Source organism: Cellvibrio sp. QJXJ (assembly GCF_024452345.1).
Lineage (GTDB): Bacteria > Pseudomonadota > Gammaproteobacteria > Pseudomonadales > Cellvibrionaceae > Cellvibrio.
The window spans coordinates 4,768,898-4,784,609 of sequence record NZ_CP101662.1 but is presented as its reverse complement, the minus strand read 5'-3'; the positions used below and the strand labels follow the sequence as shown (position 1 = coordinate 4,784,609).

General features: G+C 50.2%; 14 protein-coding genes. 4 read left to right on the top strand and 10 right to left on the bottom strand.

Annotated features, from left to right (window positions below; genetic code table 11):
* The gene (locus NNX04_RS20750; RefSeq protein ID WP_261947048.1) at positions 1–1,419 is read right to left on the bottom strand and encodes a Do family serine endopeptidase; all 1,419 of its coding nucleotides are present in this window, start codon (positions 1,417–1,419) and stop codon (positions 1–3) included.
* Positions 1,420–1,586: 167 nt separating this feature from the next.
* The gene (locus NNX04_RS20745) at positions 1,587–2,645 is read right to left on the bottom strand and encodes a MotY family protein (RefSeq protein ID WP_261947047.1); all 1,059 of its coding nucleotides are present in this window, start codon (positions 2,643–2,645) and stop codon (positions 1,587–1,589) included.
* 153 nt (positions 2,646–2,798) lie between these two features.
* Between NNX04_RS20745 and pyrC the strand changes: the two genes are divergently transcribed.
* The 3 genes from pyrC (at position 2,799) to NNX04_RS20730 (ending at position 5,703) form a co-directional block, all read left to right on the top strand.
* Positions 2,799–3,863, top strand: a complete 1,065-nt coding sequence (gene pyrC / locus NNX04_RS20740; protein ID WP_007643887.1) for a dihydroorotase — start codon at positions 2,799–2,801, stop codon at positions 3,861–3,863.
* 9 nt (positions 3,864–3,872) lie between these two features.
* The gene (rnt, locus tag NNX04_RS20735; protein ID WP_007643888.1) at positions 3,873–4,535 is read left to right on the top strand and encodes a ribonuclease T; all 663 of its coding nucleotides are present in this window, start codon (positions 3,873–3,875) and stop codon (positions 4,533–4,535) included.
* A gap of 124 nt (positions 4,536–4,659) precedes the next feature.
* Complete coding sequence (locus NNX04_RS20730; protein ID WP_261947046.1) at positions 4,660–5,703, top strand: catalase family peroxidase; 1,044 nt, start codon at positions 4,660–4,662, stop codon at positions 5,701–5,703.
* Between the two features lie 29 nt (positions 5,704–5,732).
* Here the strand turns inward: NNX04_RS20730 and NNX04_RS20725 are convergent, their stop codons facing one another.
* The gene (locus tag NNX04_RS20725) at positions 5,733–6,209 is read right to left on the bottom strand and encodes a MaoC/PaaZ C-terminal domain-containing protein (RefSeq protein WP_261947045.1); all 477 of its coding nucleotides are present in this window, start codon (positions 6,207–6,209) and stop codon (positions 5,733–5,735) included.
* A 177-nt stretch (positions 6,210–6,386) separates the two neighbouring features.
* Between NNX04_RS20725 and NNX04_RS20720 the strand changes: the two genes are divergently transcribed.
* Positions 6,387–7,208, top strand: coding sequence for a universal stress protein (locus NNX04_RS20720; RefSeq protein WP_007643891.1), 822 nt, complete (start codon positions 6,387–6,389; stop codon positions 7,206–7,208).
* 148 nt (positions 7,209–7,356) lie between these two features.
* Here the strand turns inward: NNX04_RS20720 and NNX04_RS20715 are convergent, their stop codons facing one another.
* From NNX04_RS20715 to ccoS, 7 genes are all read right to left on the bottom strand, one after another.
* Positions 7,357–9,135, bottom strand: a complete 1,779-nt coding sequence (locus tag NNX04_RS20715; RefSeq protein WP_261947044.1) for a glycosyl hydrolase family 18 protein — start codon at positions 9,133–9,135, stop codon at positions 7,357–7,359.
* A 701-nt stretch (positions 9,136–9,836) separates the two neighbouring features.
* Positions 9,837–10,643, bottom strand: a complete 807-nt coding sequence (djlA, locus tag NNX04_RS20710; protein WP_261947043.1) for a co-chaperone DjlA — start codon at positions 10,641–10,643, stop codon at positions 9,837–9,839.
* 71 nt (positions 10,644–10,714) lie between these two features.
* On the bottom strand, positions 10,715–12,334 hold the full coding sequence (locus NNX04_RS20705; protein WP_261947042.1) for a protein adenylyltransferase SelO: 1,620 nt from the start codon (positions 12,332–12,334) through the stop codon (positions 10,715–10,717).
* A 101-nt stretch (positions 12,335–12,435) separates the two neighbouring features.
* Positions 12,436–12,819, bottom strand: a complete 384-nt coding sequence (gene gloA / locus NNX04_RS20700; RefSeq protein ID WP_007643897.1) for a lactoylglutathione lyase — start codon at positions 12,817–12,819, stop codon at positions 12,436–12,438.
* 32 nt (positions 12,820–12,851) lie between these two features.
* Positions 12,852–14,582, bottom strand: a complete 1,731-nt coding sequence (locus tag NNX04_RS20695) for a hypothetical protein (RefSeq protein ID WP_261947041.1) — start codon at positions 14,580–14,582, stop codon at positions 12,852–12,854.
* 138 nt (positions 14,583–14,720) lie between these two features.
* The gene (locus tag NNX04_RS20690; protein ID WP_261947040.1) at positions 14,721–15,503 is read right to left on the bottom strand and encodes a sulfite exporter TauE/SafE family protein; all 783 of its coding nucleotides are present in this window, start codon (positions 15,501–15,503) and stop codon (positions 14,721–14,723) included.
* Positions 15,500–15,691 carry a cbb3-type cytochrome oxidase assembly protein CcoS gene (gene ccoS, locus NNX04_RS20685; protein ID WP_007643900.1) on the bottom strand — a complete coding sequence of 64 codons (192 nt, stop codon included), beginning with the start codon at positions 15,689–15,691 and terminating at the stop codon, positions 15,500–15,502. Before ccoS ends, NNX04_RS20690 begins: the two co-directional genes overlap by 4 nt.
* Positions 15,692–15,712: the final 21 nt, after the last annotated feature.

Sequence of the window (15,712 nt, the reverse complement as noted above, 5' to 3'; positions counted from 1 at the left end):
TTATTTGATGATAATTGACCTGAATACCGGGCGATTTTCGCGATAGAAGCGAATCGCTTGCGGTTCATTTTTAGGCAAACCTTTAACAATTTTGGCGTAATCACCCGTGGATTTGATATCGCTAAACGCCAACTGGGTAATGATATCCCCAACCTGCAATCCGGCTTCTGCCGCAGGGCTGCCCGCTTTTACCTGCTGCACCACTACCCCAGCCTCAGCGCCACCGCGCTGGGTACGATCCAAAGGTGCAACAATCAAGCCCAAACTATCCACTGTATTTTGGACAGGTGCTGATGCAGGGCGGCTCGCGGCTTCCTGAGGCGATACCGGCAAAATACCCACAGTAACGTTAAGTGACTGCTGTTTGCCCTTGCGCATAATTACCACTGGCACTTTGGATTTTGGCGCAGTGCGCCCGACCAAATAGGGCAAATCGCTGGATGTATTTACCGCCTGGCCGTTGAATTTAATGATCAGGTCACCGGCTTCCAAGCCCGATTTGGCCGCGGGGCCGTCGGGGTCAACCTCACTGATGAGGGCGCCCATCGGCTTGTCCATCCCCAGCGAACTGGCGAGGTTTTTATCCACATCCTGAATCATCACCCCCAACCAACCGCGATCCACCCGGCCTTTATCTTTCAACTGGGCAACCACATCGATAGCCAATGACGCCGGAATCGCAAAGGACAAACCGACCGAGCCACCACTGGGTGAGTAGATCTGGGAATTAATACCCACTACCTCGCCATCCATATTAAATAGCGGGCCACCGGAGTTGCCGGGGTTGATGGCAACATCCGTTTGGATAAACGGCACATAATTGCTCTCGCTATGCGCCGAGGGAATGCTGCGCCCGATAGCACTGACAATGCCAGCGCTGGCCGAGTAGTCCAACCCAAAAGGCGAACCAATCGCCACCACCCACTGACCTACTTTCAAGGTTTCGTCTTTTGCCAAGGCCAGGGTCGGTAAATTTTTAGCATCGATTTTAAGTAGCGCCAAATCCGAGCGTTCGTCGCTACCGACCAACGTCGCGCTGTACTCGCGCTGGTCATTTAGGATCACGGTGATACTGTCCATTTTGTCGACCACATGGTCATTGGTCAGCACATAGCCATCGGCAGAAATAATAAAACCAGACCCCAATGAACCGCGATCACGCGGCGCTTGGCGGCGCTCCAACAGTTCGCGGAAAATATCTGGCAAGCCTTGCATATCCGGTGGTAAGGCGCGCTGGGGTTCAACAGCCAGACCTTTAGACACAGCGGTAATTTTTACCACCGCCGGTGAATGCTGCTCAATAAGCTGGGTGAAATCCGGCAACTCCGCCGCCTGACTCACCAACGAAACAACACTGATACTCACGATTGCAATAACTGTTTTGATGCCGGACGCCCATTTGGCAGTCAATGTGTGCATGGATGGCTCCTTAGATAAAATGAATTCAGGTCGCAAAGACACTGGCTCGCACATTGAGACTAATGGCAGATAAAATAATTCCAACCCGATCCTGAAAACCGGGTTAAGAATGATTTGGGAATTGTGGTTAAAAAATGCAAGTCCGTGCGCAGCGAGGTGAGGAAAAATTACAGATCGGGCTGTTTGCCGTTATTGAGGTTTTGCTGCTCCACCAACTCTTCCAGCTGCCTGGTAGTGACGGACGACGCCCCGCTCGCCGCTTGTTTTTCCGCCTCCGCTGCCGCTTTTGCTGCCTGTTCTGCAGCGGCTTTTTCCTCCGCCGCTTTTCGTGCAGCAACACGACGCTCCATATCCTTGCGGGTAGATTCATTTTCAAGGCGCAGGGTGATGCGGCGATTTTTCGCTTGACCTGCCTTGTGTTGATTATCGGCAATCGGAAACTGATCGCCGTGCCAGCGTGTGGTGATGGATGCGGCGGGCAAGCCTTTATCAATTAAATAATCAGTCACTAATTCCGCTTGCTGTTGCGACAACTGCTCTGCCGCTTCAGCAGTTTCACGCCTGTCGCTATGCGCATCCACCAAAATACCCAGAACTTTATTGTCGGCTTTGGTGTAACGCACAATTTTGTCCAATTGAGCTTTGGCTGCAGAGCTTAAGGTTGATGCATCGCCCGCGTAATAAATTACCGTACGCGACAGCTGACCAAAAGTATAAGGAATTAAATTGGCAAGGCAGCGCTTATAAGTGGTGTAGCTGGCGGCAAAATTGCGCGCATCAACTATCACCCGCACACTGGTGCCATCCTCATTGGTGCCGGCGCTGCTGAATACCAGATTGGTACCACTTTCCAGTGAAGCAACCATAGTCTTGAGCTGCTCCGCATTTAATCGTACTGGCGTTGTTTGCACGGTAAACAGGGTTTGCGGTGCAACATCGCTACGCCACAAGGGTGGCACTGATTCCAGTTTTACTGCACCCGCAGGAAAGCCTTTTTTAACGCCACGAAACTCAAAAAAACCGGCTGACCCGGCGTTTTGGCCAAAATAAGCGGTGCCAAAAGCGGGAATGTCATGACTGAGACTGCAAGCAAAAGGACCTGACTTGGCATTCCACTTGGCATCCGCAAAGCCAGAGGCATAGGTCTGCGCCTGACTGAAAGCTGCAGCCAAGGAAGACAAAACGACAAAAACAGCGAGGGTCGTGCATCTGGAGAACAAAAACATGCAATCTCAGCTCAAGCAAAGGGACAGTGTTTGCAGTATAGCCAGCAAGCTACCAATTGCCGATCAGAATTAGGGCTGCGGAGATATGCCGTTTTTGGTAGCATGCCGCCACTTTTCTGCTGTTTATTGCTCACCGCTAGGGAATCACCACTCATGACCCAAACACTGACGCTCACCCGCCCCGACGATTGGCATATTCACTTGCGCGATGGCGCTGCACTGGGCCGCACAGTAGGCGATGCCGCCGGGCAATTTGCGCGGGCGATAGTGATGCCCAATCTGGTGCCACCGGTAATGAATGCGGAGCAAGCGCTGGATTACAAAGCGCGTATTTTGGCAGCACGCCCAGCCGGGAGTCATTTTGAGCCGCTGATGGTGCTCTACCTCACCGACAATACTGACCCAGCCGAAATCGCGCGCGCCAAAGCGGCGGGCGTAAAAGCCTGCAAACTCTACCCTGCTGGCGCCACCACCAATTCGGCCTCGGGTGTGACGGATTTAAACAAGATTTACCCGGTGCTGGAGGCCATGCAAAAAGAAGGTATGCACTTTTTATTGCACGGCGAAGTGACCGACAGTGCGATTGATATTTTTGATCGCGAAAAAGTATTTTTGGATCGCACTTTTAGCCAGGTAGTGCGCGACTTTCCTGCGTTGAAGATGGTGCTGGAGCACATTACCACCGCCGATGCTGCGGAATTTGTTGCCGCCGCCCCCGCCAATGTTGCGGCGACCATCACCGCACATCACTTGCTCTACAATCGCAACCACATGCTCGCCGGTGGTATTCGCCCGCATTACTACTGCCTGCCGATTTTGAAACGCGGCACCCACCAGCAAGCGCTGATCAAAGCCGCTACCAGTGGCAGCCCGAAATTCTTTTTGGGAACCGATTCGGCTCCGCACGCCAAAGACAAAAAAGAAGCCGCCTGTGGTTGCGCCGGCAGCTACACCGCGTTTGCCGCGATCGAACTTTATGCCGAAGCCTTTGAAGATGCAGGCGCACTCGACAAACTGGAAGGTTTTGCCAGCCATTTTGGCGCAGACTTTTACAACTTGCCGCGCAACAGCGACAAGATCACGCTGGCAAAACAAGACTGGCAAGTACCCGATAGCCTGATCATGGGCGACCAACCACTGGTGCCACTGCGCGCCGGTGAAACCCTGCGCTGGAAACTCCAATCCGGCACGACTACCAGCCAGTTGCACACGGCTTAAGGCGATACAGTGAATCCACCTGAAAACTCTCGCGACCCCGACTCTCCACTGGCACAGCGCTTTCGCGGCTTTTTGCCCGTGATTGTGGATGTAGAAACCGGCGGTTTTAACGCCCAGAGCGATGCCCTGCTGGAAATTGCTGCTGTCACTATCCGTATGGATCAGGATGGTTTTTTACATCGCCACGAAACCTTCTCTTTCCATGTTGAGCCCTTTGAAGGTGCCAACATTGAGCAGGCGGCGCTGGATTTTACCGGCATTGATCTGGACAGCCCCGACCGCATGGCAGAACCGGAATTAATGGTGATGACCGACTTGCTTGCCGCCGTGCGCCGTGCAGTCAAAGAAAACGGTTGCACCCGCGCCGTGATTGTCGGCCACAACGCACATTTTGATTTGAACTTTGTAAATGCCGCGGTGGATCGTTGTCACATAAAACGCAGTCCATTCCACCCTTTCTCGGTGTTCGACACAGCTACCCTTGCCGGTCTCGCCTTTGGCCAAACCGTTCTGGCCAAGGCCTGTAAAGCAGCGGGATTAGAATTCAGTAACAGCGCCGCTCATTCCGCTGCGTACGATGCCGAAAAAACTGCTGATTTATTTTGCTTGATAGCAAACCGGTGGAAAGAGCTGGGAGGTTGGAACCCGGGACTGGATGAGGAGGATGAATAGTCGCAAATCGCGCAGATATTGCCCCCGGTAGGTAAAGAAAATTAAACACACTGGCCTCACCTGATCGAGGCCAGCTAGTGTCGCGTAATGAGCACATGCCATCACTAACGCCGGAAACCTGCCTATGTACAACCGCTCAAATCACTTCGCACGCCTCACCAATCAACACTGCAATCACCTACTAGTCAGCACCCTTATCGCCCTGAGTGCGGGTCTGGCCTTTGCCGCGGAACCGGCCACCGCACCGGCAACTGTAGGACCGCAAGAGCTGATCCAGACATTTGAGGCCGTTTCAGGCGTTCACAAAGGCGTGAGGCGAGGTCACGCCAAGGGCTTTTGTGCAAAAGGCGCTTTTACGGGGTTAGCGGGAGCAAATACATACTCCACATCGCCGATTTTTAATGGCAAAACACATCCCGTGACAGTGCGCTTCTCTCTGGGCGGTGGCAACCCCGCCGCCAGTGACTCTGCCCGTGGCCCTAGGGGTATGGCACTGCAAATCAAATTACCTGATGGCCAATCGCACAATATGGCCATGCTAAGCACCCCCATGTTTCCAGCCAAAAACCCTGCAGTATTTAACGGCCTGCTGCAAACCTTTATCCCTGACCCCAAAACTGGCAAACCTGACCCAGCCAAAACCGCAGCCTATCGCGCGGCAAACCCGGATACCCAGGCCCAGGCTGCATGGCTTGCAAGCCACAACCCCTCGTGGAGCTATGGATCAACCAGTTATTACGGTATTCATACCTTCTTTTTTACTGGTAGCGACTCACAGCGCCGCAAGGTGCGCTGGCAATTTACGCCAACAGCAGGTGAAAGATTGCTGAGTGATGACGCACTCGCCAGCGCAGGCACTGACTTTTTGATGAACAACCTACGCGAACAACTCACGCAGGGGGCCGTCGGCTGGGATATGGAGATCAGTTTGGGAGAGGCAAGCGATAGCGAAGTTGATCCCTCGCAAACCTGGCCCGACACGCGCACCAAAGTCAAAGTGGCGCGACTGGAGATCAGCGCTGCTGATGCCAATGATAGAGATTGTGATGGCGTAAACTTTGACCCCAACCGGGTGACCGCAGGGGTAACGCCGAGTGCAGATCCAGTGCTGCAAATGCGCTCGGCAGCCTATGCCATTTCATTTGGAAAACGCCTAAGCGGTCAATAAACCGGCAAAAGCCTGTCGAGGTCGGATAATCAAGTGCCGAGCTGAATCTCCGGTACATGCCCCGGTGCCAGCGATTGCTTTAACGCTGGCGCTATGACTTCGGCAACACCCTTGGCGATTAATTTTCCGTCCTGATTGTGCGCCTCGCAGTCCAGCGTCACTAACTTAATCTTTTCTTTTATTTCCGCTACCGTCAAAGTTACCGTCACCGTATCGCCAATTTTTACCGGGTGTTTAAAGCTCAAACTTTGGCTGCGATACACGGAACCAGGGCCAGGCAAGCGGGTTGCAATGGCTGCAGAAACCAAGGCACCCGTCCACATTCCATGGCCAATTGGCTCACCAAACTGGGTGGTCGCAGCATAGGTTTTATCCAGATGCACAGGATTTACATCACCGGAACAGGCGGCGAACAGGATTACATCGCGCTCCGTTAAGGTCTTGCTATAGGTCGCTGTCTGGCCAATAGCGATCGCATCGATTGGGTAGTTTTCAAGCAAATTCATAGTCTTATCCAAAGCGCCGTGTAAAAAAGGCGTACAGTTTAATCCATATCAACTTTATTTAACCGCTATCGCCTGTAGCAGGTGGCTTTCGCGCTGTAAAAACCCCATGGGGGTTGCTATGCTAGCCCCAACGAAAAAATAACAACCTAACTTTTTAGGGAACCAGTAGGAGCCAGTATGTCAAAGTCACAAAAGCTGTTTGTTGTTGTTGACCCCAACGACACCCATCACATCGCACTTGAGCGCGCCATTATTGTTTCTTCCTTAATCCAAGGCACCAAGCCCAAGGTTCACGCCTTTGTCGCTGTGGATGGCGATGCGGTAGATACTCGCTCCGTTAACGATAACCTGTTCCGCGACCTGACCTGGTTCGAACAAAACATCAAGAGCCCGCTGGCCAATGCCGGTATCGAGTACACACTGGAAGTCTCATGGTCGAGCGAGTGGCAAAAATCCATCATGGAATCAGCCAAACGTTTTGATGCCGATTTGATTTACCTGCCAGTACACGCCAAAACCAACAACAGCCGCTTCAGTTTCTCTGAATCCAAGTGGGAACTGTTAAAAGGCGCTTACTGCCCTGTGGTATTGATCCGTCCGGGCGCAAAAGCACAGCGTAAAGTGATTCTTGCTGCAGTGAATATGCAAGCACAGCGCGATGTACAAATTGAGCTGAACAAAAAAATCATTGAACAAGCCAAATTCTATGCGGATACCTACGGCGCCGATTTGCACGTTATCAATGGTTATCTGGACTCGCTGAGCTACCCGGATCGCGGCCGTCTGGTTGCACTGACTGGTTTGCCCAACGACAAGATCCATGTGGAAAATGGTTATACCTCTGATGTAGTGTCTGCCCTGGCAGAAGAAATCAGCGCTGACCTGATCGTAATGGGTACTCTGGGTCAAAACGGTATGACCAAAACCCGTCGCGGTAATACCGCCGAGCGCTTGATCGCCGCTGTTGATACCGATGTGATGGTTATCAACCACGGCTAAGTTTTATCCGCTTAATAAAAAACCCGATTATCAAAAGATAATCGGGTTTTTTATTGGCCAGAGATAATCACACTATGATTATTTTAGCCTCATAAAAATGGCGACCACACCGGCCGCCATTTTTTCAATTACATGGACTCGATCAGGATTAGTGAATTGATTCGCCAATCACATTGATCAATTCACCATTACTGGTATCACCACTTAATTCCCAGAAGAAAGTACCGCCCAGGTTTTGTTGATGTACATAGTCCATTTTACCGACCATGGTTTGCGGGGTGTCGTAACTCCACCAATTGCCACCACAGAAAGCGTATGCGGTGCCACCAACAATTCCCGTCGCCGGGCAGGTATTTTTCAATACTTTGTAGTCTTCAATGCCCGCCTCATAACTACCGGTTGCCGCACCAGTCGCTGCACCACCGGGAGCTGCCTGGGTTACACCGGACCAGCCGCGGCCATAAAAACCTACGCCCAACAGAATCTTACTGGCAGGAATACCTTTGGCTTTCAGCAATTGTACTGCCGCGTCCGAGTAGAACTCCGCGGCGGGAATACCAGAGTAACCATAGAGCGCTGAATGCGGGGCAGTTGGCCCTTTAGCCGCAAATGCGCCGAAATAGTCATAGGTCATGGGCATGATGAAATCCAGGTATTGCGCAGCACCGGCATAATCAGCGGCGTTGATTTTTGAAGGCGCTGCACCAATTGCGGAGGTGACCAGTGCATTGGCACCAAACCGGGTACGCAGTGCCTGAATCAGGTTTTTGTAGGCCGAGAAACCGCTGGTATCGCAGGTCAGACCGCAGTCATTGGGGTATTCCCAATCTATGTCGATACCATCAAATACATCAGCCCAACGTGGATCTTCTACCAGGTTGTAGCAAGAATTGGCGAATGCAGTTGGGTTGGCTGCTGCTTGACCAAAACCACCAGACCAGGTCCAACCGCCAAATGACCAGATAACCTTAATGTTGGGATAGGCTTTTTTCAGTTTACGCAGCTGGTTGAAGCTACCGCGCAAGGGTTGGTCCCAGGTATCCGCAACACCATCAACACTCAAATTGGCGTCGTAGGCGCGCTCATAATCCGCGTAAGCGTCACCAATTACGCACTGGCCATTCTGCACATTACCGAACGCGTACAGAATATGGGTGAGTTGTGCCGCTGAACCACTAGTCGCAATATTTTTCACATGGTAGTTCCGGGCATAAGTCCCCCACTGTGCAAAATAGCCCACTACTTTTTTACCACCCGCTGAGCCTACTGAACTGCTTGAAACGCTGGATGCAATAGAGCTAGCCACAGAGCTGGAGGATGACGTAGTGATTGAACTTGCTACAGACGAGCTACCCACAGAACTGGTCACCGACGAGGCAGAAGACGTTGAGCACTGACCTTTGTTTGCCCATACACCATCCGCTGAGGAATTTGTTACAGGGTCCTGGCCTTGAGTCCACCACTTGGCTTGATACTTGACGCCATTGCGCGATACCTCGTTGCCACCGGTATAAACCGCCGTGCTATTCCAGGCAGATAAACCCGCACAACCGGCAACCGACGTTACTGATGAGGCAACCGAGGACACCTGACTCACTGCAGAGCTGGCGACTGAACTTGGCGCCACGCTGGATACCGATGAAGAGCTTTCAGTACCACCAGAACAAGCACCCAGACCGCTCCAGGCATTTGTCCATGCCCAACCAGTTCCCGGGGCATAGGGGCCACCGACCGTACACCAACCACCAACAGTACACGAATATGCACTGCCACCATTTTGTACTACAGCACCCGTTGCGTAGGTACTGCCCGCTTGATAAGGCGCCACACCTGCGCAGTTATACGCCTGTGCCTGAGCAGCAAACAGACCTGCGGTTGATAGCAACCCGACAGTTGATAATAGTTTTAATACCTTAGGGGATTTCATTGACACTTTCCTCAGCATAATTTTTTATTACGCCGTTTGGTAATTACTGCCCTACCAAACGGACGCCCGATATACCCTCACAGTGATGCGCTCAACACTTATTGCGATGCACACTAAAAACCACATCAGCAAAAAGTCGCGCTCCTTGTAGTATTTTTTCGTCCGCTAACCGCATCCTGCACACCCTCGTCCGCACCAATTTCACTCACAAAAAACGCCTTAAAATGCGCTTTTTATGGGCAAAACAATTCCTTCAGGCGATAACAAACCCTGAGCAAAATCTCAAAAACAGAAAATAAAATTTGGAGAAAAACGCGCCCAACCCTGTAAAAAAACAGAGCAAAAAAAACAGCACAGAAACAGCAAAAAAACAAACGAGCGAACTACAGCTGAAAATAACAGCAGGTTTTTTAAAACCTGTGTTTTTTATCGATCCCTGGTTTTCTACCTCATTGTTATCGTTGTTATAGCAATAGCAAAACCAACATAGGCTCGAAAAATACACCCAACAGGACAACGTTGTCAACAGGTTGTCATAAAGTTGTTTTATGAATCACAGTTTTATTGGCTACAGCATTTTGAATGGAAGACTAGGCAGAATGCAGCGATTATCACTGCTTATAATTTTTGCGCGGAATGAATCACAAAAATAACGGTTACATCCCACAAGAGGCTATAACCGTTTGCAAAGGAATAGAAAATTACTGGCGGGATTTTTTAATCAGATCGTAAGCAGCTTGTATTTCCTGGGAGCGCTCGGTAGCGGCTTTGATCATATCTTCAGGCATGCCCTGCCCGATAAGTTTGTCGGGGTGGTACTCACTCATTAATTTACGATAGGCTTTTTTTAACTCCGCATCACTCGCGCTTTTATCAACTCCCAAGGCTTGATACGCGAGCGTTAGCTCATCGCCACGCACTGCTTCGCGATGGCCACCACGCTCGCGATTAAATGCATCCTGCGCATTTAACATTCTCAATAATTGTTCAAAAGCAAAACGCGAAAAACCAATGCGCTCGGCTAATTGACGTAACACCTGCACTTCTTGTTCATCAAGCACACCATCCGCCATGGCCAAATTCACCAAATTGACCAATAACATGTTATTCAAGTTAGGGCTTACACCGCAGACCTGTTTAAATTCGGCAACTGTCGCATCAAAATCAAAACCGGCTGCGGCCCCCTGTTTAAATAAACGAATGGCTTCGCGACGATGCTCCGGCGTCAGGCCCATTTTTACCATCAAGGCTTCTGTTAGTTGCACTTCCGTTTCACTGACTCGACCATCCGATTTGGCAAGGTGACCGAGCAGTAAAAAGACACTATTAAAAAAAGTGGTTTGAATGTGTTCGCGTTGCTGCGCAGTGAGGTTCGGTGTACTTTTATAGCGCCGCCACAACAGAAATACCGCACCGAACACAGCGCCCAGTAATACCCCAACCAAACCAACCAGCAGCAAAATGCCACGTAACACTATGCGCAACACCGCGCCTAATACTTTAATCATGTTTCTCTCGCGAGGGTTAAAAGGAATTATATAAATAGGGAGTTTGCAGTGCGGCTTTTTGAATTGCAGTGTTACGAACTGCAAGACAGCATGGAACAACCGGCCTTGTGCCGCGCCCACTCAGGTCGCTTGGCATAATAGGATTCAAATTCAGGCTGCTCAGCGTAGGGGTTGCGCAACAGCTGTAACAATCGCTCAATTTCAGAGGCATCACCAAGGGTCGCCTTATCGATTGCCTGCTGTGCCAAATAATTGCGCAACACATATTTGGGATTTGTGCGATTCATGAGTGCGCGCCGCGCTTCGTCCGACACATTATGTAACACCGCATCCTGCTGTAAACGCTGCCCATACGCACGCAACCAACTGATCATCGTACTTTTGGCATCCGCAGTCGGCTCTTGATAATAGGCGAATGCCACTTTATCAAACCATTGTTGATCGCTGTACTGATCAATGTCATCCACTGAATATTGCGCAAGCTGGCGATAAAAAATTGTCATGTCAATTTCTGCGGATTGCAGCGCGAGCAATAAATTGTCCGTTAGAATTTCGTCCTGTGCGGGGTCAAATTGATATAAACCTAATTTGCTCGCCATGTCGCGCTGGGCACAGCGCTCATACTCAATACGGTATTGCTCTAATGCAATTTGCAAAGGTTCGACAGCATTGATGAGCGGATAAATAGCATTGGCCAATTGCGTTAAATTCCACAGCGCAATCCGCGGTTGATTGCCAAAGCGATAACGGCGACCTTGCGCATCGGTAGTATTGGGAGTCCAATCGGGGTCATAACCTTCCAGCCAACCGTAAGGGCCGTAATCAATCGTCAATCCAAGAATCGACATATTGTCTGTATTCATCACACCATGAACAAAACCAACGCGCATCCAGTGCGCGATTAATTGCGCTGTAGCAATACAGACTTCAGTAAACCACTGCACATATATATCGACACCAATGTCATTATTTTTGGCAGACAATAAATGCGGAAAATCGGTGCGGATGGTGAAATCTGCCAAACGTTTTAATAATTGATTGTCACCGCGCGAGGATAAAATTTCAAAATTACCAAAGCGGGTAAAACTGGGCGCAACACGGCATACAATCGCACCTGGCTCAAATTCAGGGTTGCCGTCATAAAACATATCGCGCCTGACTTTTTCACCAGTAGTCACCAAACTGAGTGCACGGGTGGTGGGAACACCCAAGTGAAACATAGCTTCACTGCATAAAAATTCGCGCACCGATGAGCGTAATACTGCCAAGCCATCCGCACTGCGCGAGTAAGGAGTGGGGCCGGCGCCTTTTAATTGCAGTGTCCAGTGCTCGCCTTTGCTATTGATCACTTCACCCAAATTAATCGCGCGCCCATCGCCCAACTGCCCTGCCCAATTCCCAAATTGATGACCACCGTAGCAACAGGCGTGAGGCTCCATCCCAGCGAGCAATTGATTGCCCGCAAATACCTGCGCGAATTCCGCTTGTTGAAATATAGCGGCAGGCAAATCTACTAACGCTGCCACTTCTGCTGCGCCCGCCAGAAGTTGCGGATTAGTTACCGATGTAGGATTTACTCGCGAATAAATGGCGCCAACAACCTGACGACGAAAATTTTCAGTTTCCGGATCAGCGGGTAATTGATGCACCAGACGATTATCGAACAGTAGATCATGCAGGGAAGATTTCATAAGGGTTTACGCAAGAAGCGCCCGGCTCCAGACAAGTATTAATTTAAAAAATGAGATTAAAACCGAAGCGAAACTTGATGTAGCGAGTGATAAAAAAATAATTACTTTATGCCAAGTAATTCAATTTTGTAGCCATCCGGGTCTTCAACAAACGCGAGGATTGTTGTGCCGTGCATCATGGGGCCCGGTTCACGCACAATTTTTCCACCGCTCGCACGGATTTTGTCGCAAGTGGCATAAACATCATCGCACCCTAAAGCAATATGACCATAGCCCTTACCCAGATCATAACTTTCCACACCATAGTTATAGGTTAGCTCGATCACGCTATTGTTTGCTTCATCGCCATAACCAACAAACGCAAGGGTAAATTTTCCTTCCGGATAATCATGCTGACGCAATAATTTCATGCCCAACACTTGAGTATAAAAGTCGATTGATTTTTGCAAGTTACCCACTCGCAACATGGTGTGAAGAATACGCATCAGATTACCTTTTCATAAACGACATAAAAATGTTAAAAGCGTTGCTTCGCACCGATGGTAATTTGATATTTGCCCAAACCTTCGCGCGCGGTAGTGGGGGTCGCCACATCAATATGCACAACGTTCCCAATACGCACTTTGCTGGAACTTAAACGCAGACCAAAACCGACATTGCTCAGCAGCGGGCTGTACCCATATTGTTCAATGCCCCACGCCTTGCCCATATCAAAAAACACCACGGTGCCGACCCGCATCAGGTTGAGAATGTGGAGATCTGAGAAGTAGCGATGCTCCACGGTAAACACATAGCTTTCATTGCCGCGCTGGTAATCGGTGGGATAGCCGCGCAAGCCCGTAATATCACCCAAGGTTATCTCTTCGTATTGGGCGAGATCCTGCCCCAGATCGTAACGAAGGCCCATGTACCAACGGCGCTTTTCATCCTGAAAGTAGTTGTAGTTAACATTGAAGCTGACAATGGTGGTATTGACGTCATCCAAACTCGAATAGTGGCGACCGTCCAGAGTAAGGCCAGCTTCCAGAATGTGATGTTTACTCACCTCCATCACGTTGGTGTAAGTGCCTATATAGCGAATGACATCAGCACTATTGTCTAGTGTGCGGCCGCCATAACCTACACGCATGGTCATATTTTGCCCGAGCGCAATATCTTCCGGGCGCTGGATTTGGTTTACGTTTTTGAAGACACCGAAACGATTTTCCAGAAATTGGTATTCAACCCAGGGGTAAACCGCTTTGCGTTGTTCGGGAATAGTCTGCAGGGTTTCAGGCGAGGGATAAAAGTTATCTTCCTCGTTAGAAAAACCCACCAACCAGCGCTGGGTATAGTTGGTGCTTATATCACTCGCAATACCAAAATAAACCTGATTGTTCATGGTTTGGTGTTGGAATTCGTTGATCTCGACATCCATATGTCGGATGGTTTCTTCCAGTGTTACATCCTGGGTATAAAAACCAGCAGACCACGGACTCTTCAGTGAATAGAAAGGGCGAGAGACATCGATAATCATATCGCTGCCATCACTGGTATCGGCGTAATAAAACTTGACTGCAATTTGGGAATTGAAGATATGCGGGTTGCGGAAGTCGTAATTCACTAAATTGCGCTGGGCGTTTTCTTCATAGCCCACTGTAAGGCTATTGCCCGACCCCAGAATGTTGCCGTCGGAAATAGCAAAACCCGAGTTGGTTCCCTCGGACTCCTTACTGACCGAAAACTGCGGCTCTAATGCCCAGGCGTCTTGAGTGACGACCACCAAATCGACCTGCTCATCGCACACACTGAGCGGCAAAATATAGGCATTGGTTAAGTAGGGGCGCTTGCGCAGAATACGCTCGCTCTCTTGTACCTGCGATACATCCAAAGGCTGCCCTTCTTCAAAGAGCAGCTGCGCTTCAATTACATGAGGGCGTGTATTGACGTGTAGTTTATTCAGGAAGAGATAGAGGCTGTTATTTTCACGCGGGTCATCCTTATCAAAAATCGACAGGCTGTTGTATTGAATATGGCGAATCCGCTTGCCTTCCATGCCGGCAAATACATTCGTTTCGACACGGGCATGGGCATCGGTAATAGCAAGTTTTTTAGCGCGACTTGAATCAAATGGTACACAGCTGGAATCATCTGCCATAGCAGGCTTATCCGCTTCTGCACTGGCAGCCACTGATAAGGTGGCCAATACCGCCAAGCACCAACATCCAGTTGTACTCAATAACCCTTTACCCGGGGTTTTGCTCATCATAGTGTCTCAGACGCTCGCTTTAGATGACGACAGACAGGTAAACCTTGGACTCAGCAATCACTAGTTAAGTTCAGGATAACAGGCGCGCACCTTAGCATAGGGTAATTCAGGCGCCTAGCAACGCGCTGTAAAGGCTTGTTAGTGATGGTGATGTTCGTGCGCGTCAGTGTCTTCTGCGGCAGATGATGACTGCTGGTGATGTTCATGGGATGGTGAATCGGTAGCCGCAGGTTCCTGGTGGTTGTGATGGTGCCCATGCCCTCCGGCGCCCCAGAGCGTCCAGAGGCCAAAGAGGATAATCATAATCGCCATAGCCCAACGCAGATGACGCAGTTGCAGCAGCCTATTAAGCTGTTGGGCTGCCAACCCCGCGAGCAGTAAACTCGGCAAGGTTCCAGCGCCAAATGCCAACATGGTGAAGCCACTCAGTGCCCAGTGCCCCTGCGCCATGCTGTAAGCCAGTGCGGAGTAAACCAAACCACACGGCAACCACCCCCAGAGCGCGCCGAGCAATAAGCCTTTGCCGGGATGATTAACGGGCATCAGTCTTTTACCAATAGGCTGCAGATAAGCCCATAGATAGCGGCCAGCAGACTCCAGATAGGTTAATCCATGCCACCAGTTGGCTAAATACAGCCCCATGGTAATCAATAATAACCCTGCCAGCCAACGCAACCACGCAGCACCTCCCGAGGCGGTAATTTGCTGGGCAAACACACCGACCAAAACCCCCATCAGTACATAACTCAGCAGGCGGCCAATATTGTAGGAGCAGAGGATAATAAAACGACGTCGCGACTCTTGTGCAGGCACCGCCATACTCAAAGCGCCCATGATGCCGCCACACATACCAATGCAATGGGCACTGCTAAACAGCCCCAATAAAAATGCAGTGACCATGACCGACCAATCAATACTCATTCCGCTGTTTTCTCTGCGTCAGTTTTGGCAGAGTCATCTTTTTTAGGCTGTTCAGCATCAAACAGTATGCGATGAGCTTCGGTATCGAGATTGTCGTACTGGCCATTATTGATCGCCCAAAACAGCGCTTTTACCGCCAGCGCGATAAATACAAGCGCACAGGGAACCAAAAAATACAGACTTTCCATCAATAGACCCAGAGTAAAGAC